18 protein-coding genes are annotated in these 19,523 nt (G+C 70.0%); all 18 read right to left on the bottom strand.

The window, feature by feature from the left end; genetic code table 11:
* Positions 1 to 453: 453 nt before the first annotated feature.
* Positions 454 to 1,716 carry a tyrosine--tRNA ligase gene (gene tyrS / locus AC1RS9_RS04820; RefSeq protein ID WP_062256459.1) on the bottom strand — a complete coding sequence of 421 codons (1,263 nt, stop codon included), beginning with the start codon at positions 1,714 to 1,716 and terminating at the stop codon, positions 454 to 456.
* A gap of 117 nt (positions 1,717 to 1,833) precedes the next feature.
* Complete coding sequence (locus tag AC1RS9_RS04815; RefSeq protein WP_062256457.1) at positions 1,834 to 2,472, bottom strand: DNA-3-methyladenine glycosylase; 639 nt, start codon at positions 2,470 to 2,472, stop codon at positions 1,834 to 1,836.
* A gap of 140 nt (positions 2,473 to 2,612) precedes the next feature.
* Positions 2,613 to 4,046 (bottom strand): argininosuccinate lyase, encoded by a 1,434-nt coding sequence (argH, locus tag AC1RS9_RS04810; RefSeq protein ID WP_074040698.1) that lies wholly within the window; start codon positions 4,044 to 4,046, stop codon positions 2,613 to 2,615.
* 80 nt (positions 4,047 to 4,126) lie between these two features.
* Complete coding sequence (locus tag AC1RS9_RS04805) at positions 4,127 to 4,708, bottom strand: arginine repressor (RefSeq protein WP_492920664.1); 582 nt, start codon at positions 4,706 to 4,708, stop codon at positions 4,127 to 4,129.
* Positions 4,705 to 5,637 carry an ornithine carbamoyltransferase gene (gene argF / locus AC1RS9_RS04800; protein WP_492920662.1) on the bottom strand — a complete coding sequence of 311 codons (933 nt, stop codon included), beginning with the start codon at positions 5,635 to 5,637 and terminating at the stop codon, positions 4,705 to 4,707. The genes AC1RS9_RS04805 and argF overlap by 4 nt, the downstream gene beginning before the upstream one ends.
* Positions 5,634 to 6,875 carry an acetylornithine transaminase gene (locus tag AC1RS9_RS04795; RefSeq protein ID WP_492920660.1) on the bottom strand — a complete coding sequence of 414 codons (1,242 nt, stop codon included), beginning with the start codon at positions 6,873 to 6,875 and terminating at the stop codon, positions 5,634 to 5,636. Before AC1RS9_RS04795 ends, argF begins: the two co-directional genes overlap by 4 nt.
* Positions 6,872 to 7,804, bottom strand: a complete 933-nt coding sequence (argB, locus tag AC1RS9_RS04790; RefSeq protein WP_492920658.1) for an acetylglutamate kinase — start codon at positions 7,802 to 7,804, stop codon at positions 6,872 to 6,874. The genes AC1RS9_RS04795 and argB overlap by 4 nt, the downstream gene beginning before the upstream one ends.
* Positions 7,801 to 8,952, bottom strand: coding sequence for a bifunctional glutamate N-acetyltransferase/amino-acid acetyltransferase ArgJ (gene argJ / locus AC1RS9_RS04785; RefSeq protein ID WP_115296130.1), 1,152 nt, complete (start codon positions 8,950 to 8,952; stop codon positions 7,801 to 7,803). Before argJ ends, argB begins: the two co-directional genes overlap by 4 nt.
* Complete coding sequence (locus tag AC1RS9_RS04780) at positions 8,949 to 9,359, bottom strand: ACT domain-containing protein (RefSeq protein WP_006944305.1); 411 nt, start codon at positions 9,357 to 9,359, stop codon at positions 8,949 to 8,951. Before AC1RS9_RS04780 ends, argJ begins: the two co-directional genes overlap by 4 nt.
* Positions 9,359 to 10,405 (bottom strand): N-acetyl-gamma-glutamyl-phosphate reductase, encoded by a 1,047-nt coding sequence (gene argC / locus AC1RS9_RS04775; RefSeq protein ID WP_006944230.1) that lies wholly within the window; start codon positions 10,403 to 10,405, stop codon positions 9,359 to 9,361. The genes AC1RS9_RS04780 and argC overlap by 1 nt, the downstream gene beginning before the upstream one ends.
* A 107-nt stretch (positions 10,406 to 10,512) precedes the next feature.
* On the bottom strand, positions 10,513 to 13,044 hold the full coding sequence (gene pheT / locus AC1RS9_RS04770; RefSeq protein ID WP_492920655.1) for a phenylalanine--tRNA ligase subunit beta: 2,532 nt from the start codon (positions 13,042 to 13,044) through the stop codon (positions 10,513 to 10,515).
* A gap of 4 nt (positions 13,045 to 13,048) precedes the next feature.
* Complete coding sequence (pheS, locus tag AC1RS9_RS04765) at positions 13,049 to 14,146, bottom strand: phenylalanine--tRNA ligase subunit alpha (RefSeq protein ID WP_062256443.1); 1,098 nt, start codon at positions 14,144 to 14,146, stop codon at positions 13,049 to 13,051.
* A gap of 62 nt (positions 14,147 to 14,208) precedes the next feature.
* Positions 14,209 to 15,021: a TrmH family RNA methyltransferase gene (locus tag AC1RS9_RS04760; protein ID WP_006944167.1), complete on the bottom strand. Its 813-nt coding sequence runs from the start codon at positions 15,019 to 15,021 to the stop codon at positions 14,209 to 14,211.
* A gap of 55 nt (positions 15,022 to 15,076) precedes the next feature.
* Entirely contained in the window at positions 15,077 to 15,451 is a 375-nt protein-coding gene (rplT, locus tag AC1RS9_RS04755; protein WP_006944285.1) for a 50S ribosomal protein L20, read from the bottom strand.
* A gap of 70 nt (positions 15,452 to 15,521) precedes the next feature.
* Complete coding sequence (gene rpmI / locus AC1RS9_RS04750; protein WP_006944255.1) at positions 15,522 to 15,716, bottom strand: 50S ribosomal protein L35; 195 nt, start codon at positions 15,714 to 15,716, stop codon at positions 15,522 to 15,524.
* A 106-nt stretch (positions 15,717 to 15,822) separates the two neighbouring features.
* Positions 15,823 to 16,491, bottom strand: a complete 669-nt coding sequence (gene infC, locus AC1RS9_RS04745) for a translation initiation factor IF-3 (RefSeq protein ID WP_050786459.1) — start codon at positions 16,489 to 16,491, stop codon at positions 15,823 to 15,825.
* Between the two features lie 296 nt (positions 16,492 to 16,787).
* Entirely contained in the window at positions 16,788 to 18,032 is a 1,245-nt protein-coding gene (locus AC1RS9_RS04740; protein WP_074045611.1) for an MFS transporter, read from the bottom strand.
* A gap of 72 nt (positions 18,033 to 18,104) precedes the next feature.
* Positions 18,105 to 19,517 carry a xylulokinase gene (locus AC1RS9_RS04735; protein WP_492920651.1) on the bottom strand — a complete coding sequence of 471 codons (1,413 nt, stop codon included), beginning with the start codon at positions 19,515 to 19,517 and terminating at the stop codon, positions 18,105 to 18,107.
* Positions 19,518 to 19,523: the final 6 nt, after the last annotated feature.

Below are 19,523 nucleotides of genomic sequence, written 5' to 3'. Positions count from 1 at the left end.
GACAAACAACAACCCCAAAAGGGTCATCGTCGTTCTGTACAATCATTAATCACTCAGCCAAAACACGCGACACTCCATAAGTGCCACTAAAATGTTTGGCGATGATCACATCGGCACGCTGTTGAGTTCTCAAAACACCATCGCACACCGCACGAAGCAGGAACCCGTTTCGTTTCCCGCCCCACTCGGGGCAACTCGTCAACCTTACCACCCTCGCTCCCCGACTTCAACTCGGCGCTTGGAACCACATTGCTGTAATTCGTTGCGTCCCAGTCGAATTGGTGACCAAGAGCCGTCCGAGTGAGTGGCTGTTTCCAGCTCCCCGCTCGCGGCGACTCAGAGAACATTACACAGCGCGGCGGGTGCTGCCAAATCGACCGCCCGGGTGCGGCCACCACCCCGGGATGCGCAACGGGGACCCACCGTCATGGTGAGCCCCCGTTGTCGTCTCGGTCAGTGCGCGAGCCGCGCGGCTGCCTGGTGCTTGCGCCCACGCTTGATGATCGCGGCCACGCCGTGGAGGAAGTCGTCAGCGCTCAGTTCGTGCTCCGGGTCGTCGAGCTTCGCGTTGTTCACGGAGATGGCGCCGTCCCCGATGAGACGTCGGGCCGCATTGCGAGACTCCGCGATGCCCACCGCGATGAGCGCGTCCGTCAGGGTGGTACCCGGCGAAACCTCTCCCCCAGGCAACTCCGCGACGGCGTCACGCAGCGTCCCCGCGTCGAGGGCCGTCACGTCACCCCTGCCGAACATCGCCTCACTCGCCGCGATGGCGCCGGCCGTCGCCGCCTCACCGTGCACGAGCGTCGTGACGTCGGCCGCCAGCGTCTTCTGCGCCACTCGCTTGAAGGGTTCCTCGGCCACGGCGCGTTCGAGCTCCGCGACCTCGTCCTTCGTCCGATCGGTCATGAACTTGATGAGCTTGATGACCTCGGAATCCTCGACGTTGAGGAAGTACTGGTAGAAGGCGTACGGGCTCGTCATCTGCGCGTCGAGCCAGATGGCATTGCCCTCCGACTTGCCGTACTTCTGCCCGGACGCGTCCGTGAGCAGCGGCGAGGTGAGCACGTGCACACTCTTGCCCTCCACCGAACGGATGAGATCAGAGCCGGCGATGAGGTTGCCCCACTGATCGGAGCCGCCGAGCTGCAAGGTGCAGCCGTACTCGCGGAACAGGTGCAGGTAGTCGAGGGCCTGGAGGATCTGGTAGCTGAACTCCGTGTAGCTGATGCCCTGCTCGGAGTTGAGGCGCGCCGCGACGGCGTCCTTCTTGATCATCCCGTTGACGCGGAAGTGCTTGCCGTAGTCACGCAGGAAGTCGAGGGCCGAGATGCCCTGAGTCCAGTCGAGGTTGTTGACCGCGATGGCGGGGTTGTCGCCGTCGAAGTCGAGGAACGGCTGCACCTGCTCACGAATGCGCGCGACCCACTGCGCCGTCTGGTCCTTCGTCTTGAGCACGCGCTCCGCGCTGGGGCGCGGATCACCGATGAGACCCGTCGAACCTCCGACGAGGACGATGACGCGATGCCCGGCGCGCTGCAGCCGTCGCAGCTGGATCAGCTGGACGAGGTTGCCGAAGTGCAGGGACGGCGCCGTCGGGTCGAAGCCGCAATACACCGTGAGCGGTCCGTTCGCGAGCGCGTCACGCAGCTGCGTCTCGTCGGTGGTCTGCGCCACCGCTCCGCGCCACTGCAGCTCGTCGAGGATGTTGCTCACGTCGTCCCTTTCGTCAGATGCTTCGGTTGCGCGGATCACGCACCCACCCCAGAGTCTCCCACGACCGCCCGATCCGGCGCGCCTGCTGCGTGGAGGGCGCCGCTGCAACGGGCTGCGTCAGCGCTTGCGCACCCGCGTCACCGCGGCGCGGTAGGCGGATACGCTCGGCTCGCCCGGGATCCAGAAGCGCCAGGGGAAGCTCTCGCCCTCACCGCCCGGCCCGCTCACGCCGACACGCGGGCCGGTGAGGTACTCGGGCGCGACGTGGCCGTCCGGTCGACGGACGACGACCTGGGCATCCGGCCCGACGACGGGAGTGCCGCCGAGGATCGGCTCGATCGCGAGCGCCTTCGCGAGGTTGCCCGGGCCACGAGCGAGATGGGCGTCCTTGGGAAGCGGCGCGCCCTCGCGTGCACTCGCCATGCGCCGCTCCCGCGCGAGGTCGAGGCCGTCGATGATCTCGCCAGAACGGACGAGGCAACCGGCCGACTCTCCGTCAGCCCCGCAGACGAGGTTCAGGGCCCGGTGGATGCCGTAGTTGATGTAGACGTAGCAGGTGCCGGGCGGGCCGAACAGCGCGGAGTTGCGGTCGGTGCGGCGCTTGAAGCCGTGCGAACCCGGGTCGACGGCGCCATGGTAGGCCTCCACCTCGGTGATACGCAGCGTCACCCCCGCGTGCGAGACGGTGAGGCCCAAGAGCTTCGGCGCGACGTCGACGGGCGGATGGGCGAAGAACGATGAGTCGAGATCCGGCACGCCGACATTGTGCCGCCCACGCCCGATTCGGGCCATCTCCCTCGGCGTGAGGCCCCGCACGCGATGTTGCCCAGGTTTCGGGGGCGTCGGCCCCCGAAACCCGGGCAACATCGAGCGTCAGCGTGAGCGGACGTCGAGCGTCAGCGGATGTCGATGGGTCGGCTCGCCCAGGTACGCAGTTCGCTCGACTTCGCGTGCGCGGCCTCGAGCTGTTCGGCGACGCGGTCGGGAGCCGTCCCGCCCGTCGCGTTGCGGGAGGCGAGTGAACCGGGCACGCTCAGCACCTCGCGCACACCCGGCGTCAGGTGCTCGCTGATGGCGGCGAGGTCATCGTCGCTCAGATCCCACAGCTCGATTCCGCGCTGCTCGCACGCCTGGACGCACTCCCCTGCGACCTCGTGCGCGATACGGAACGGCACGCCCTCACGCACGAGCCACTCGGCGATGTCGGTGGCGAGCGAGAAGCCCTGCGGCGCGAGGGATTCGAGACGCTCCGGGTGGAAGGTGAGCGTCGCCGTCATGCCCGCGAAGGCCGGCAGCAGCAGCTCGAGGGTGTCGACGGCGTCGAAGACCGGCTCTTTGTCCTCCTGCAGATCTCGGTTGTAGGCGAGCGGGAGCGCCTTGAGCGTCGTCATCAGGCCTGCGAGATCCCCGACGAGACGGCCCGCCTTGCCGCGCGCCAGCTCGGCGACGTCGGGGTTCTTCTTCTGCGGCATGATGCTCGAGCCGGTCGAGAACGCGTCGTCGAGGGTGACGAAGCTGAACTCCTTCGTCGCCCACAGCACCACCTCCTCCGCGATGCGGCTGATGTCGACCGCCGACATTGCGGCGACGAACGCGAACTCGGCGACGAAGTCACGCGACGCGGTGCCGTCGATGCTGTTCTCGACGGGGCGCGAGAAGCCCAGATCGTCGGCCACCGAGGCCGGGTCGAGGCCCAGCGACGACCCCGCGAGCGCGCCCGAGCCATACGGCGAGGCGTCGGTGCGTCGATCCCAGTCGCCGAAGCGCTCGACGTCGCGCAGCAACGCCCACGCGTGCGCGAGCAGGTGGTGGCTCAGCAGCACGGGCTGTGCGTGCTGCAGGTGCGTACGCCCCGGCATCGCGACACCGAGATGCGTCTGCGCCTGCGCGACGAGCGCGTCGACGACGTCGAGCAGCAGCGCCGCGACCGAGCGCGCGTGATCACGCAGGTACATGCGGAACAGCGTCGCGACCTGGTCGTTGCGCGAACGTCCGGCCCGCAGGCGACCGCCGACGTCCGCGCCGGCGCGCTCGATGAGGCCGCGCTCGAGCGCCGTGTGCACATCCTCGTCCTCCTGCGCCGGCGTGAACGCGCCCGACTCGACGTCGTCGAGCAACTGCTGCAGCGCCGCGAGCATGGCCGCGAGCGCCTCGTCGTCGAGCAGACCGGCGCGATGCAGCACGCGCGCATGCGCCCGCGAACCGGCGATGTCATAGGGCGCGAGGCGCCAATCGAAGTGCGTCGACTTGCTCAGCGCGGCGAGCGCATCCGCCGGGCCACCGGCGAAGCGACCTCCCCAGAGACTGAGGCGGGCGTCGGGCTGGGTCATGGGGTGAACCTCTCGTTCATCGGATGGATCGGGCGCGGGGCGCCGGGGAGATTGGAACGGCTGGAGCAGGGCTCGAGGGCTCAGACACCGCGAATGTCGCCGCGTGAACCGGCGTCGGGATCGCCGCTTTCCTGGACGTCGTCATCGTGGTCGGTGGAGGCGAGATCGTCCGTACGGCCGGCGAGTTCCAGGAAGCGCTTGGCGACGGGCGCCGCCCCCTGCGGGTCGCGGCAGATCACCATGATCGTGTCGTCGCCGGCGATCGTGCCGAGGACGTCGGTGAACTCCGCGTGGTCGATCGCCGAGGCGAGAAAGTTCGCCGCGCCCGGCGGGGTGCGCAGGATGACGAGGTTCGCCGACGACGCCGCTGTCACGAGCAACTCGCCCGACAGCCGGCGCAATCGTTGGACCGCCTCGGTGCGCGCGGCGCCCGCCCGAGGCGTGCGGTCACCGCCCTCGCCGGGCACGGCGTAGACGAGCGTGCGGCCCTGACGCACCTTGACCGCGCCGAGCTCGACGAGATCACGTGACAGCGTCGCCTGCGTGACGTCGACGCCGTCAGCGAGCAGCCGCTCGGCGAGATCCGTCTGCGACCGGATGGACTCGCGCCCGAGGATCTCGCGGATGCGCTGATGGCGCGCACCCTTCGTCTGCGCCATCATGCGTGCTCCGCGAGGAACGTCAGCAGCGCCTTCTGCGCATGCAGCCGGTTCTCCGCCTCGTCCCACACGACCGAGGCGGGGCCGTCGATGACGTCCGCGGCGATCTCGAAACCACGGTATGCCGGCAGGCAGTGCATGACGATCGCGTCAGGCGCCGCGTGCGCCATCAGCTCGCTCGTCACGCTGAAGGCGCTGAACGGATTGCTCTCGCCCTTGCGCGTGCTCGCCTCGTCCTCCATGCCCATCGACACCCACGTGTCGGTGATGACGACGTCCGCGCCCGTCACGGCTTCGATGGCGTCCTCGCTCGCATGCGCGCCGCCGCAGGTCGTCACGGCGATCTCCTTGGCGCGCTCGAGGATCGCCGGATCCGGGCCGTACCCGTGCGGGCCGGCGACGGTGATGTCGGCGCCGGCCGTCGCGAAACCGAGCAGGTAGCTGTGGGCCATGTTGTTCGCAGCGTCACCGACGTAGGCGACCTTGCGACCGGCAGCGCTGCCCTTGTGTTCGGCGACCGTCAGCAGGTCGGCGAGGATCTGGCAGGGGTGGAAGGCGTCCGTCAGGGCGTTGACCACGGGCACGCCCGCGTGCTCGGCCATCTCCTCGAGGCGGTCCTGGCCGTAGGTGCGCCACACGATGGCGCTGACCTGGCGCCCAAGCACCTTCGCGACGTCGTGGATCGACTCACGCGTGCCGATCTGCGCGAGCTTGCCGTCGACGATCATCGGGTGCCCGCCGAGCTCGGCGACCCCCACGCTGAAGCTGAGCTGCGTGCGCAGCGTCGGCTTGTCGAAGATGATGGCCACGCCCTGGGGACCCGCGAACGGCTGCTTGGCGTGCCGGTCTCGTTTGAGCGTCGCCGCGAGCGCGAGCACCTCGGCCTGCTCGGCGGGGGTCAGGTCGTCGTCACGCAGGAAGTGGCGGGTCATGAGGCGTTCTCCTCGGTCTCGGCGGCATCGAGCAGGCCAGGCAGCGCGGCGACGAAGGTGTCGACCTGCTCGCCCGTGATGACGAGTGGCGGGGCCAGGCGGATGACGTCCGGGCCCGTCGCGTTGATGATGAAACCCGCCTCGCGGGCTCGGACGACGACACGCTGCGCGAGCGGGTCGCGCAGCACGATGCCGCGCAGCAGGCCGCAGCCGCGGACGGTAACGACGCGTTCGTCGTCGAGGTTCTCGACAGCCGCGACGAGGTGCTCCCCCAGCCGCCGCGCCTGCTCTCGCAGGCGTTCGTCCTCGATCGTGCGCATGACGGCGACGCCCGCGGCGCACGCCAGCGGGTTGCCACCGAACGTCGAACCGTGCTGGCCGGCCTCGAACATCGTCGAGGCGGCACCGAAGGTGACGAGCGCACCGATCGGCACACCGCCGCCGAGGCCCTTGGCGAGCGTGATGGCGTCCGGCATGACCTCGGGTGCGATCGTCTGGAAGCCGAACCACTCGCCGGTGCGTGCAACGCCCGTCTGCACTTCGTCGAGGATGAGCAACGCCCCGCGTTCGCGCGTCACCTCGCGGGCCGCGCGCAGGTATTCGGGCGAGGCCTCGATGACGCCCGCCTCACCCTGGATGGGTTCGAGGATCACCGCGCCCACCGTGTCGTCGACGGCTGCCCGCAGCGCCTCGACGTCGTCGTAGGGCACGCGCGTGACGCCCGGGACGAGCGGTTCGAACGGCTCGCGGTAGGCCTGCTTGGAGGTGAGCGACAGCGCGCCCAGCGTGCGGCCGTGGAAGCCGCCGTCCGCGACGACGACACCGGGGCGAGCGGTACGGCGCGCCAGCTTGAACGCCGCCTCGTTGGCCTCGGCGCCGGAGTTGCAGAAGAAGACGCGAGTGTCGCCGTCGCCACCCGACGCGGCGACCAAGCGTTCGGCGAGCTCGATCTGCGGGCGCGTAGTGAAGAAGTTGGACACGTGGATGAGCTTCGCCGCCTGCTCGCTGACCGCGGCGACGAGCGCCGGGTGGGCATGGCCGAGAACGTTGACCGCGATACCGGCGAGCAGATCGAGGTACTCGCGGCCCTCGACGTCGCGAACAACGGCGCCCTCGCCGCGCTCGAGGACGAGCCCGGGCGCCCCGAAGACCCCCATGAGGGAGGCGCCGTAGCGCTGCGTCAGATCCCCGTGCGTCGGCATCGTGGACGCCGGGGCGTCATGGTCGGCCGGGTTCATCGGCGTCCTCCTGAGGTGATCATCGTGCCGATCCCTTCGTCCGTGAAGATCTCGAGCAGGATGGAGTGCGGGCGTTGCCCGTTGACGACGTGGGTGTGCGGCACGCCCCCGCGCACGGCGCGGATGCAGGCCTCGAGCTTGGGAACCATGCCCGAGTCGACCGTCGCGAGCATGCGTTCGGCCTCGTCGACGGGCAGCTTCGACAGCAGCGACGACTCGTCCGGCCAGTCCGCGTAGACCCCCTCGACGTCCGTGAGCACGACGAGCTTGTGCGCGCCGAGCGCGACGGCGAGAGCACTCGCGGCGGTGTCGGCGTTGACGTTGAGCACCTGCCCCTCGCGCTCGAGGTTGGGCGCCACGGACGAGATGACGGGGATGCGCCCCGAGTGCGCGAGGTCACGCACGATCTGCGGGTCGACCATCTCGACATCACCGACGAGGCCGACGTCGACGGCCTCACCGTCGACGATGGCGGGGCGGCGGCGGGCGCCGAACAGGCCTGCATCCTCGCCGGAGAGGCCGAACGCCATCGGGCCGTGATTGTTGATGAGGCCGACGAGTTCGCGCGAGACCTGGCCCGTCAGCACCATGCGCACGACGTCCATCGTCTCGGGCGTCGTGACGCGCAGGCCGCCGCGGAACTCGCTCTTCATCCCGAGCCGGTTGAGCATCGCGGCGATCTGCGGGCCGCCGCCGTGGACGACGACGGGGCGTAGCCCGGCGTAACGCAGGAAGGCGATGTCCTCGGCGAAGGCGCGCTTGAGGGCGTCGTCCGTCATGGCGTTGCCGCCGTACTTCACGACGACGAGAGCGTCCTGATACTTCTGCAGCCACGGCAGCGCCTCGACGAGGGTGCCCGCCTTGAGACCCGCCGACGCAAGCGACGAGAGGTCTCGAGGCTGGGTCGTCTCGTTCTCCGTCCCGCTCATGTGCTGTACGCCGAGTTCTCGTGGACGTAGTCGTGCGTGAGGTCGTTCGTCAGGACGGTGGCGTCGGCGTCACCGGCGTGGAGAAACACCTCGACCTTCACTTCACGCTGAGACATGTCGACGCCAGCGCGGTCGTCACCGACCCCGCCGCTGCGGCACACCATGACGCCGTTGATCGCGACGTCGAGCTGCGTCGGCTCGAACGCGGCCGAGGTCGTCCCGACGGCCGCGAGAACCCGCCCCCAGTTGGGATCGTTGCCGAACACGGCGCACTTGAAGAGGTTGTTGCGGGCTATCGAACGTGCAACCTCAAGTGCATCGTCAACGTTGGCGGCGCCCTGGACGTCGATCGTGATGTCGTGCGCGGCGCCCTCCGCGTCGGCGATGAGCTGTTCGGCCAGGTCGACGCAGACTTGCGTGAGGATGGCCGTGAACTCCCCCATCTGCGGGCTCACCCCGCTCGCTCCCGAGGCCATGAGCACGACGGTGTCGTTCGTCGACTGGCAACCGTCCGAGTCGATGCGATCGAACGACATCGCCGTCGCCGCGCGCAACGCCTCGCCGGCCTGCTCGGCGGTGAGGACCGCGTCGGTCGTGATGACGACGAGCATCGTCGCGAGGGACGGCGCGAGCATGCCGGCGCCCTTCGCCATGCCGCCGATCGTGTAGCCGGAACCGAACCCGGTGCACTCCTTCGCGACCGTGTCCGTCGTCATGATGGCGGTCGCGGCGTCCTCCCCGCCGTCAGCGCTCAACGAACCGGCCGCCGCGGTGATACCGGATTCGATCTTGTCCATCGGCAGCAACTCACCGATGAGGCCCGTCGAGCAGACGACGACGTCACCGGCGCTCACACCGACGGCCTCGGCGGCGAGTTCGGCACTGCGGTGCGTGTCGAGGAAACCCTGCGCCCCGGTGCAGGCGTTGGCGCCACCGGAGTTGAGCAGAACGACGTCGGCGCGCCCGTCCGTCACCACCTGGCGCGACCAGGTCACCGGCGCCGCCTCGACGCGGTTCGAGGTGAACACGGCGGCGACGACGTGCTCGGGCCCGTCGTTGACGACGAGGGCGACGTCGGGGCGCCCGCTGGGCTTCAGCCCCGCCGTCACGCCCGCCGCGCGGAAGCCTGCGGCAGCGGTGACACTCATGGTTTCTCCTTGATGATGTGCCCGCCACGAGCCCACAGCTCACGAGCGCGCGCGGATTCGTACGTCGGCACCATGATCCAGTCGGTGTCGAACGTCGAGACGGTGAAGACGGTGACGTCGGCCTCGCCGAGCGGCGCGACGATGGCCGAGAGCAGACCCGTCAGCGCGAAGTCGAGCGGACCCTCGACCTCGAACACGTGGAACGGGCCCTGCTGACGCACGACCGCGTCCCGCGGGATCGCTGAGGTGAGGCACAGCACCGACGTCTCCGACGCCGTCGCACTGACGGAGACGAGCGGCGCGTCCGTGAGCGCCCATTCGGGCACGACCTCCTGCGCGCCGAGGCGCACGTACGACAGCTCCTCGGGGTGGGCGATGAGGGTGAACCGAGCTCCGAACGCGACCATCAGGGGCTCACCCCCGCGAGCGGCAGGCCCGTGGTCTCGCCCAGGCCGAGCGACAGGTTCATCGACTGCACGGCTGCACCGGCCGTCCCCTTCGTCAGGTTGTCGACGGCGGAGGTGACGACGACGCGCCCCGCCACCTCGTCGAGCGCGAACTGCAGGGTGACGACGTTCGACCCGAGCACCGAACCGGTCGCGGGCCACGACCCGGCAGCCAGGAGCTCGACGAAGGGTTCGTCGGCATAGGCCTCGGCGAAGGCGCGCGCGACGTCATCAGCCGTCGTGCCGGGCGCCAGCCGAGCCGTCGACGTCGCGAGGATGCCGCGCGGCATGGGGGCGAGCGTCGGCGTGAACGACAGCGTCACCTCGCGCTCACCGCCGGCGGCGAGACGCAGGTTCTGCGCGATCTCGGGCGTGTGACGGTGCCCGCCGCCGACGCCGTACGGGCTCATCGACCCCATGACCTCGGCGCCGAGCAGGTGTGGCTTGAGGCCCTTGCCGGCCCCCGAGACACCCGAGGACGCGACGACGACCACGTCGTCGAGCGCGATGAGGGACGCCGCCGCGAGCGGCGCGAGAGCGAGCGAGACGGCCGTCGGATAGCACCCGGGGACGGCGACGCGGCGCGCGCCGCGCAGCTGCTCGCGCCGCTTGACGCCCTTCGAGACGAGTTCGGGCATCCCGTAGGCCCAGGACCCCGCGTAGGGCGTGTCGTAAAAACGCTGCCAGTCGCTCTCGCGCTCGAGCCGAAAATCCGCGCCACAGTCGATGACGACGACGTCTGCGTCGAGCTGCGCGGCGAGCGCAGCGCTCTGCCCGTGCGGCAGTGCGAGGAAGACGACGTCGTGGCCGGCGAGGGCGTCAGCGTTCGTGGCAAGCACGGGTCGCTCGGCGAGGGAGAACAACGACGGGTGATGATCGCCGAGGCGCGAACCGGCGGAGGAACCCGCCGTCAGTGCGCCGATCTCGACGTCGGGATGGGCGAGCAAGAGGCGCAGGATCTCCCCGCCCGCATATCCACTCGCCCCGGCGACAGCTGCTGTGACCATGCCCCCAGCCTAGCGCAGATCGCATACCCATGCATTTTTAGGTCATACTCATGCACACAGGGTGGAGACGGCGTCACGCCGCCCCCACCCTGTCGATCATGCCGGAATCAGGCGCCGCGCAGGCTCGCTCCAACACTCTCGTCGACGGCGCGCACTGCCGCGTCGCGTGCCGCGTTCACCTCGTCGGTCGTCAGCGTCCGCTCGGGGGAACGGAAGAACAGGCGGTACGCGAGGGACTTCTTGCCCTCACCGACCTGATCGCCCGTGTAGATGTCGAACAGCGCGACCGACTCGAGGTGTTCACCGGCCCCCGAGCGCAACGCCGTCTCGACGCGAGCCGCAGGGACGGACGCGTCGACGACGAGCGCGACGTCGGAATGCGCCTGCGGGAACGTCGCGATGCTCGAAGCGACACCGGGGCGCTCGGCGTACGCCGACAGCGCGTCGAGGTCGAGTTCGCCCCCGACCGTGCGGGCCGGCAGCGAGAACGCCGCGACGACCTTGGGGTGCAGCTCGCCCGCTGCGCCGATGACGGTGCCGTCCGGCAGCGCGATGCTCGCGCAGCGTCCCGGGTGGAACGGCGCCACCTGCGCCTGCTCGATCGTCAGGTCGACGCCGAGCACGCGCCCGATCTGCAGCGCCACGGCGATCGCGTCGCTCCAGTCCGCGCCGCGCCCGGCACCCCACCAGCCCTTGCGCTCGCTGTCACCGGCGGCGACCCAGGCGACGTGGCGCGGCTGCGCCGGCACGGCCGAGCGGATCGCGTCGAGCACCTCAGGCGCCGGGTGCACGCCGACCGGTGACGTCGGCGCCTGGCCCGCCTCACCGGCGACGACGAGACCGATCTCGAACAGCGCCACGTCCTTGAACCCGCGCGCGACGTTGCGCTTGAGCGAGTCCATCATCGTGGCGAGAACACTCGTGCGGATGAGCGGCAGCTCGTCCGACAGCGGGTTGGTCAGGCGCACGCTCGTGCGCCGCGCGTCGTCGGCTGCGAAGCCGAGCTTGTCGTGTACGTCATCACTGACGAACGGCAGCGAGATGATCTCCGTCAGGCCAGCCATCGCGAGCGCATTCGCCACGTTGCGGCGGTAGCGCTGCGACGCCGTCAGCCCACGCCCGGCGAGGGGTCGCGGCAGGACGGACGGGATGGCGTCATACCCGCGCAGACGCGCCACTTCCTCGACGAGGTCGGGCCCGCTCGTCAGGTCGGGGCGCCACGTGGGCGGTGTGACGCTCCACAACGGTTCGTTGCGCTCGACCCGGCACCCGACGGCGTCAAGGCTCTCGGCGACCTCGTCGTCGGAGTACGTGACACCGACGAGCCGCGTCGGCTGCTGCGGGTCGAAGTCGATCGGCTGCGGCGCGCGCGTCGTGTCGAGGTCGGTGACGCCGTCGTCGACGACGCCGCCGCCGTACTGCACGAGCAGTTCGACGGCGAGCTGCGCCGCGGCTGCCGCGATCTGCGGGTCGACGCCACGCTCGTAGCGCTTGGACGCCTCGCTGCCGAGCTTGTGGCGGCGCGCGGTGCGGGCGACGGAGACCGGGTCGAAGTGGGCGGCCTCGATGAGGACGTCGGTCGTCGAGTCGCTCACCTCGCTGTCGGAACCGCCCATGACGCCGGCCAGCGCCAGCGGGCGTGCACCGCCGTCGGTGATGAGCAGATCCTCGGCGAACAGGGTGCGCTCGACGCCGTCGAGCGTCGTCAGCTTCTCCCCCGCGCGGGCGCGTCGCACGACGATCTCCTCGCCCAGCGCCCCGAGATCGAACGCGTGCAGGGGCTGGCCGAGCGCCATCATGACGTAGTTGGTGACGTCGACCGGCAGCGAGATCGAGCGCATGCCCACCTCGGTGACGGCCGTCGCAAGCCACGCGGGCACCGGAGCGTTCGGGTCGATGCCGCGCACGACGCGTGCGACGTACCGGTCGCAGCCGACCGCGCCACGCAGCCCCTGGGGGTCGTCGACGCGCACCGGGTAACCCAAGTCGTTCGCTGCCGGCGCCCTCGTCGTCAGCGCATCGACCGGGTCGGTGAAGCTCGCGCCGGTGGCGTGGCCGTACTCGCGCGCGATGCCGCGCATCGAGAAGCAATAACCGCGATCGGGGGTGACGTTGACCTCGACGGTCTCGCGGTCGAGCCCGAGCAGCGGCAGTGCGTCCTGGCCCGGCGTGAGCGACGAGGCGTCGACACCGAGGCGCTGCGGCAGCAGGATGATGCCGCCCGAGCCGTCGTCGGGCAGGCCCAGTTCATCTGCGGCACAGATCATCCCGGCCGACAGGTGACCGTACGTCTTGCGGGCGCTGATGGCGAAGCCGCCCGGCAGCACGGCACCCGGCAGCGCGACGACGACGGTGTCGCCGACCTCGAAGTTGTGCGCGCCGCACACGATGCCCTGAGGTTCACCGGTGCCGTTCGCGTCACCGACGTCGACGGTGCACCAGTTGATGACCTTGCCGTTCTTCTGCTCCTCGGGCGTCTTCGTCAGCACGCGGCCGACGACGAGGGGGCCGGTAACGCCGCCGCCGTGGATGGCCTCCTCCTCGAGTCCGACGCGCACGAGGTCCGCGGCGACCTGCAGGCCGGTTGCCCCTTCGGGCACGTCGACGTACTCGCGCAGCCATTCGATGGGAACTCGCATTGTCTCAGACCTCCAAGCCGAACTGGGCGTCGAAGCGGACGTCGCCCTCGATCATCTCGCGCATGTCGGATGCGCCCGTGCGGAACATCAGGGCGCGTTCGACGCCCATGCCGAACGCGAAACCGCTGTACTCGGCCGGGTCGACGCCGCAGGCGCGCAGCACGTTCTCGTTGACCATGCCGCAGCCGCCCCACTCGATCCAGCCGGTGCCGCCGCAGGTGCGGCAGGCCGCGTCCTCCCCACGGCAGACGAAGCACCGCAGATCCATCTCGGCGCTCGGCTCGGTGAACGGGAAGTAGTTGGGGCGCAGGCGCGTCGTGATGCCCTCACCGAACAACTGCGTCGCGAGGTGGTCGAGCGTGCCCTTGAGGTGCGCCATCGTGATGCCCTTGTCGACCGCGAGGCCCTCCATCTGGTGGAAGACGGGCAGGTGCGTCGCGTCGAGTTCGTCGGTGCGGTACGCCTTGCCGGGCGCGACGATGTAGAGCGGCACCCCACGATCGAGCATCGAGCGTGCCTGCACGGGCGAGGTGTGCGTGCGCATGACGAGGCCGCCGTCGGCGGGGTCGAGGTAGAACGTGTCCTGCATTTGGCGCGCGGGGTGGTCCTCGTCGAAGTTGAGGGCGTCGAACACGAACCACTCGGCCTCGACCTCTGGCCCTTCGGCGACCTCCCACCCCATGCCGACCATCAGGTCGACCATGAGCTGCTGCATGAGTTCGACGGGGTGACGCCCGCCGACGGGGCGACGCAGCGCGGTCGCCGTCGTCACGTCGACGGCCTCTTCGGTGAGGATGCGCTCGTCGCGCTCGGCCTCGAGTTCACCCTGGCGGGTCTTCAGCGCGGCGCCCACACGGCCACGTGCCTGGCCGACGCGCTTGCCCGCCTCGGCCTTCGCCGACGGCGGCAGCGCGCCGATCTCGCGGTTGGCCAGCGCCAACGGGGACTTGTCACCCGCGTGCGCCGTGCGCACCTCCTTGAGCTCCTCGAGCGAGGACGCGGCGGCGATGGCCGCGAGAGCGGCGGTGACGTTGGACTCGACCACCTCGGGGTCGAGGGCAGCGACCTCGACGGGGTCGTAGTTCGTGTTGGGGCCAGACATGCGCCTGAGTCTATCGAGTGCGCGCAAACCGATTCCCACGCGTCCGCGCGGGCGAGGGGTGCTCAGTTCTGGGCGGCAGCCGAGGCGTAGAGGCAGACGGTGGCGGCCATCGCGAGGTTGAGCGACTCGGCGTGGCCGTAGATCGGCACGCGGACGACGTCGTCGCACTGCTCGCGCACCTCGGGCTCGAGGCCCCATGCCTCGTTGCCCATGACCCACGCGTGCGGGGTGGCGAGGTCGACGTCGGGCAGAAATGTCTCGCCGACGCCGTCGGCGGCGTGCAGTGTCAGCCCTGCGGCGCGACAAGCGGCGAAGATCTCCTCGATCGACGACCCGCGCGAGATCGGCAGGTGCCACAGCGAGCCGACGCTCGAACGCACGAGCTTCGGGTTGTAGAGGTCGACGCTCGCGTCGCTGAGGATCACGGCGTCCGCCCCCGTCGCATCGGCGCCGCGGATGACGGTGCCCGCGTTTCCGGGGTCGCGCACGTTCGTGCAGATGACGACGAACTTCGGCGAGCCCGCGAGCACGTCGGCCAGCGGGCGATCGATCGGCCTGGCGACGGCGATGATGCCCTGCGGCTGTTCGGTGTCGCACATCGCGGCGAGCACCTGCGGCGAGCAGTCGTGGACGAAGCGCCGCTCGCCTGCTGCGGCGCCGTCAGCCCATTCCCCGGCGAGTTCGCGCAGGTCGGGGTGACGCTCGGCGGCGTCGGCGTCGAGGTAGACGTCGCGGATCGACATCGGCGCGAACCGGATGAGCTCGCGCACGGCCTGGCGCCCCTCGACGAGGAACAGCCCGGCCTTGTCACGTGCAGAACGCCGCCCCAGCGCCTTGACCTGCTTGACCCGATCGGAACGGACGTTCGTGATCATGGTCGAGCGAGCCCTTCGGCGTGGAGCGGCGTTCGGCGCGAAAGAGGTGCCTGGATCAGGCAGCCGGCGTCTGGGCCGGGACGTTCGCCTTGGCGATCTCGACGAGCTTGGCGAAGGCCGGGGCGTCGTTGACGGCCAGCTCGGCGAGCATGCGACGGTCGACCTCGATGCCGGCGACCTTCAGGCCCTGGATGAAGCGGTTGTACGTCATGCCGTTGAGGCGAGCCGCAGCGTTGATGCGCTGGATCCAGAGGCGACGGAAGTCGCCCTTCTTGGCGCGACGGTCACGGTAGGCGTAACCGAGGCTGTGCGTCACCTGCTCCTTGGCCTTGCGGTAAAGGCGCGAGCGCTGGCCGCGGTAGCCGCTGGCCTGCTCGAGAACGGTACGACGCTTCTTGTGGGCATTGACTGCCCGCTTCACGCGTGCCACGTGATCACTCCTTGAGTGGGGCGGCGGCGCCTGACGCCTGCCGCGAAGTTAGTTGGTGGGTGTGGACGGCTCAGAGGCCGAGAAGGCGCTTGATCTTCTTCTCGTCGGCCGGCGCGAGAACGACGTCGTTGACGAGACGACGCGACTGACGCTTGGCGCGCTCCTCGAACTTGTGCACGTGGCGGGCGCGCTGCCGCATGATCTTGCCCTTACCGGTGACGCGGAAACGCTTCTTCGCACCGGAGTGCGTCTTCATCTTCGGCATGGCCGACTCCTTCGCTACCTCGACGCGCTCGTGTGCGCGTCGGCTGTCTGACTGCCTCGCCCGATCACCCGGGACGAGGGTTCTCCACCCGAGGGTGAAGGGGGTGTTACTTCGCAGCCTCTCCGGCCGCGACCTGCTCGGCCTCAGGGGCCTCGCTCGAGACAGGCGTCTCGGCCTGCGGCTCCGGGGCGGCATTGGCTGCCTTCTCGGCCTCACGACGACGACGGTCCTCGGCGCGCGCCTCGGCCTTCTTCTTCGTCGGGCCGAGCACCATCACCATGTTGCGCCCGTCCTGCTTCGGCGCGCTCTCGATGAACGCGAGCTCCTGCACGTCCTCAGCGAGCTTCTGCAGGAGGCGGAAGCCGAGCTCGGGGCGCGACTGCTCACGGCCGCGGAACATGATGGTGACCTTGACCTTGTCACCGGCCGACAGGAACCGGACGACGTGACCCTTCTTGGTGTCGTAGTCGTGCTGGTCGATCTTCGGTCGGAGCTTGATCTCCTTGATGACCGTGTTGACCTGGTTCTTGCGCGACTCGCGCGCCTTCATGGCCGCTTCGTACTTGAACTTGCCGAAGTCCATGAGCTTGGCGACGGGCGGCTTGGCCTGGGGGGCCACCTCGACGAGGTCGAGGTCGGCCTCGGCGGCGAGGCGCAGCGCGTCCTCGACTCGGACGATGCCCACCTGCTCACCATTGGGGCCCACCAACCGAACTTCCGGGACTCGGATTCGGTCGTTGATGCGTGGCTCAGCGCTGATGGCCTGCTCCTTCACGAGTGTGATGTTCACGAGTTGTTGCGGTGTGCCCGGCCACCGACGGTGTTCGGGCAACAAAAAAGACTTCTTGCGAGCGCAAGAAGTCTTCGTTCAACACGCACGACGCGATGATTGTTCCGTCGCCATCGAGGCGGGTGCCTCGTCGTGCATCGTGACCAAGACCCTGCCTCCCGAAGGAGACCGAGGGTGGAGACCGAAGCCCCTCTTGCGCACCGAGCGCTTTCACTGCCTCGATGAGGCCATGCGAACGTTCGGCTGGTTGCCACTACGATAGCAGCCGGTGTGGCTCCGCCCTAATCGGCGCGGCGGGCGGTTTCGACGTCGGTGCCCTGCGCCTGTGAAGACGCCGGCAGACCGGCCCGTCGTGACCGCAGCCCCCGTCGCGCCCCGACCATGACGGCGCCGAGGCCGGCGATGGCCGCCCCCGTCAGCCCGACGGACGCGAAACCGCCCGCGAAGCCGTGACGGTCGATGAACACGCCTGCGAGCGGCCCACCGAGCGCACCGCCGAGGGTGAGGAACGAACCGTGCCACCCCATCGCCTCACCGCGCACCCGTTCGGGGACGACGCGCGTGAGTGCATCGACGGACGCAGTCATCGTCGGCGCGCAGAACAGGCCCGCGACGAAACCCCACACGCACAGCCCGAGCACGCCGTGGGCGAAGCCGATCGGCGCCGTCGTCAGGGCGAGCAGGACGAGCAGCGCGAACATGGGCGGAGGCGACGTCATCGCGCCGTAGACGAGCCCACCGAGGACGGAGCCCAGCCCCCACACGGCCAGCACGAGGCCGAGCTGGGCGGATGCGTCGAAGTGACGGGCTGCGGCGACGAACGAGACGTCACTGCCGCTGAGGACGACGACGGCCGCGAACCCGACGAGGCACACCGCCAGGAAACGCGGCGTCACCCAGCGTTCGCGTGGCAGGTCGACGTCCGCGGCAGCCTCTTCGTCGAGCGCCTGCCGGATCGGCGGGTCGATCCACCACAGCAGCGCCGCGAGCGCCGCGGAGGCCATCTCGAGGCAGAAGATCACCCACGACGTCGGGAAGTGACCGCCGAGAGCGATCGCGATGACGGGCCCGAGCATGAAGGACAGCTCGACGATGATGCCGTCGGTCGCGAGCGCCGTGCGGCGATCCTCGTCGCTCGTCGCGGCGATGATGCCCTGACGGATGACGGTGAACGTCGGCACGGCGAACAGCCCGGCCAGTGCCGCGAGCATGAGCAGCGGCACATAGCCGACGAAGGGCGCCACGGCCCAGCACCCGGCCGTGACCAGGATCGACGGCGCGACGACCCGGCGCAGCCCGAGGGTGTCGAGCAGGCGCCCGCGCCACGGCCCCGACAGCGCGACGGCGAGGGTCGAGGCCGCCGCGACGAGACCTGCCTGCGACCAGGTGCGGTGCAGCGTCTCGACGACGTGGATCGTGAGCAGCACCGACACCCCGAACGTCGGGATGCGGATGGCGAAGCCGAGCAGCAGCAGCTGGCGGGTGCGGCGGTTGGCAAGAACGCGGCGGTAACGGGTGGCGGGCATGGTGGCGTCATGGTGTCACGGGCGTGCGGTGGTGGGCGAACCCCTTTCGTCCACCGCCTCGAGGTTGCCCGTTCAGCCGTGCAGTTGCCGCTGCAGACGTAGGTAGCGCTCGTAGACCGCGCGTCCGGCGGTGACGTCGTCGTCCGTGGCCTCGAGTTCGTGGTCATAGGCGACATGCCAGGCCGGAGGCTCGTCACCTCCGGCCAGCGCCCACGCCGCCTGGCGCGCCGCGCCGATACCGACGTACTCCCCCGGCGCCGGGATGTGCACCGGCAACCCGAACAGGATCGGTGCGATCTCGCGCACCGCCGCCGAAGCCGCAGCGCCCCCGATGAGGACGATGCGTCGCGCGCTCAGGCCGTGCTGCTTCAGCCCCTCGACGCCCGCGACGAGGTTCGCGAGCATCCCCTCGACGCAGGCGCGCGCAAGGTTCTCCGGCGTCGCGTTCGCTCGGGTGAGGCCGCCGAGCGTGCCCGTGGCGTCGGGCAGGTCGGGCGTGCGCTCACCGTCGAGGTAGGGCAGCAACGTCAGGCCCTGCGCGCCGATGGGTGCCGCGAGCGCGAGGCGGGAGAACTCGTCGAGGTCGACGCCGAGCAGCTGGGCACCTGTCGTCAGCACGCGGGCTGCGTTGAGGGTGCACATGAGCGGCAGGTGCCGCCCGTCGGCCGAGGCGAATCCGGCGGTCTGCCCGCTCGCGTCCCGCGTCGGCGTGTCCTGGACGGCGAAGACGGTGCCCGACGTGCCGAGGCTGACGACGACGTCGCCGGGCTGCAGGCCAAGACCGAGCGCCGCGCCCATGTTGTCGCCCGTGCCCGCCCCGACGACGAGGCCCGCGTCGGTGACGCCGGCGGGCTCGGCGGGGCCGAGGACGCGCGGGACGCCGAACTCGCGGCCCAGGGCGAGACGTTGGATGTCGGCGTCGTACTCGCCGGTGACGGGTGACCAGTACCCGGTGCCGCTCGCGTCGCCGCGGTCGGTCGTCCATCCTCGCAAGCCGCCGCCGGCCTCCAGGATGCGCCCCGTCAGCCAGTCGTGCGGCAGGACGACGGTGTCGAGGCGGGCGGCGTTGTCCGGTTCGGCATCACGCAGCCACCGCACCTTCGCGACGGTGAACGCCGCGACGGGCACGACGTCGAGCCGATCCACCCAGGCACCCGCTCCCCCGAGCTCGTCGACGAGCTCACGCGCCGCGCCCGCCGAGCGAACGTCGTTCCACAGCAACGCCTCTCGGACGACGGCGCCGTCCGAATCGAGGGCGACCATGCCGTGCTGCTGACCGCCGACGGCGATCGCCTCGACGCCGTCGAGCATCCCGTCCGCCGTCGCGTCCTCGTAAGCGCGCCACCACACCTCGGGGTCGACGCTCGTGCCGTCGGGGTGAGGCGCGCGCGAGGTGCGCACCACGGCGCCCGTCTCGGCATCACAGACGACGATCTTGGTCGATTGCGTGGACGAATCCACTCCGGCGACGAGTCGAGATGACATGGTTTC

Source organism: Dermacoccus sp. MPR-E5 (genome assembly GCF_058809565.1).
This window is presented reverse-complemented; position numbering and strand designations above follow the sequence as displayed.

Bases quoted from the DNA above. Each gene is read 5' to 3' on its own strand.
- AC1RS9_RS04760 (WP_006944167.1), bottom strand. From the start codon at position 15,021: ATGATCACGAACGTCCGTTCCGATCGGGTCAAGCAGGTCAAGGCGCTG.
- argH (WP_074040698.1), bottom strand. From the start codon at position 4,046: ATGACCCAGCCCGACGCCCGCCTCAGTCTCTGGGGAGGTCGCTTCGCC.
- AC1RS9_RS04735 (WP_492920651.1), bottom strand. From the start codon at position 19,517: ATGTCATCTCGACTCGTCGCCGGAGTGGATTCGTCCACGCAATCGACC.
- AC1RS9_RS04780 (WP_006944305.1), bottom strand. From the start codon at position 9,359: ATGGTCGCGTTCGGAGCTCGGTTCACCCTCATCGCCCACCCCGAGGAG.
- argC (WP_006944230.1), bottom strand. From the start codon at position 10,405: ATGGTCACAGCAGCTGTCGCCGGGGCGAGTGGATATGCGGGCGGGGAG.
- argJ (WP_115296130.1), bottom strand. From the start codon at position 8,952: ATGAGTGTCACCGCTGCCGCAGGCTTCCGCGCGGCGGGCGTGACGGCG.
- AC1RS9_RS04805 (WP_492920664.1), bottom strand. From the start codon at position 4,708: ATGATGGCGCAGACGAAGGGTGCGCGCCATCAGCGCATCCGCGAGATC.
- pheS (WP_062256443.1), bottom strand. From the start codon at position 14,146: ATGTCTGGCCCCAACACGAACTACGACCCCGTCGAGGTCGCTGCCCTC.
- rpmI (WP_006944255.1), bottom strand. From the start codon at position 15,716: ATGCCGAAGATGAAGACGCACTCCGGTGCGAAGAAGCGTTTCCGCGTC.
- pheT (WP_492920655.1), bottom strand. From the start codon at position 13,044: ATGCGAGTTCCCATCGAATGGCTGCGCGAGTACGTCGACGTGCCCGAA.
- AC1RS9_RS04740 (WP_074045611.1), bottom strand. From the start codon at position 18,032: ATGCCCGCCACCCGTTACCGCCGCGTTCTTGCCAACCGCCGCACCCGC.
- argB (WP_492920658.1), bottom strand. From the start codon at position 7,804: ATGAGCGGGACGGAGAACGAGACGACCCAGCCTCGAGACCTCTCGTCG.
- AC1RS9_RS04795 (WP_492920660.1), bottom strand. From the start codon at position 6,875: ATGAACCCGGCCGACCATGACGCCCCGGCGTCCACGATGCCGACGCAC.
- argF (WP_492920662.1), bottom strand. From the start codon at position 5,637: ATGACCCGCCACTTCCTGCGTGACGACGACCTGACCCCCGCCGAGCAG.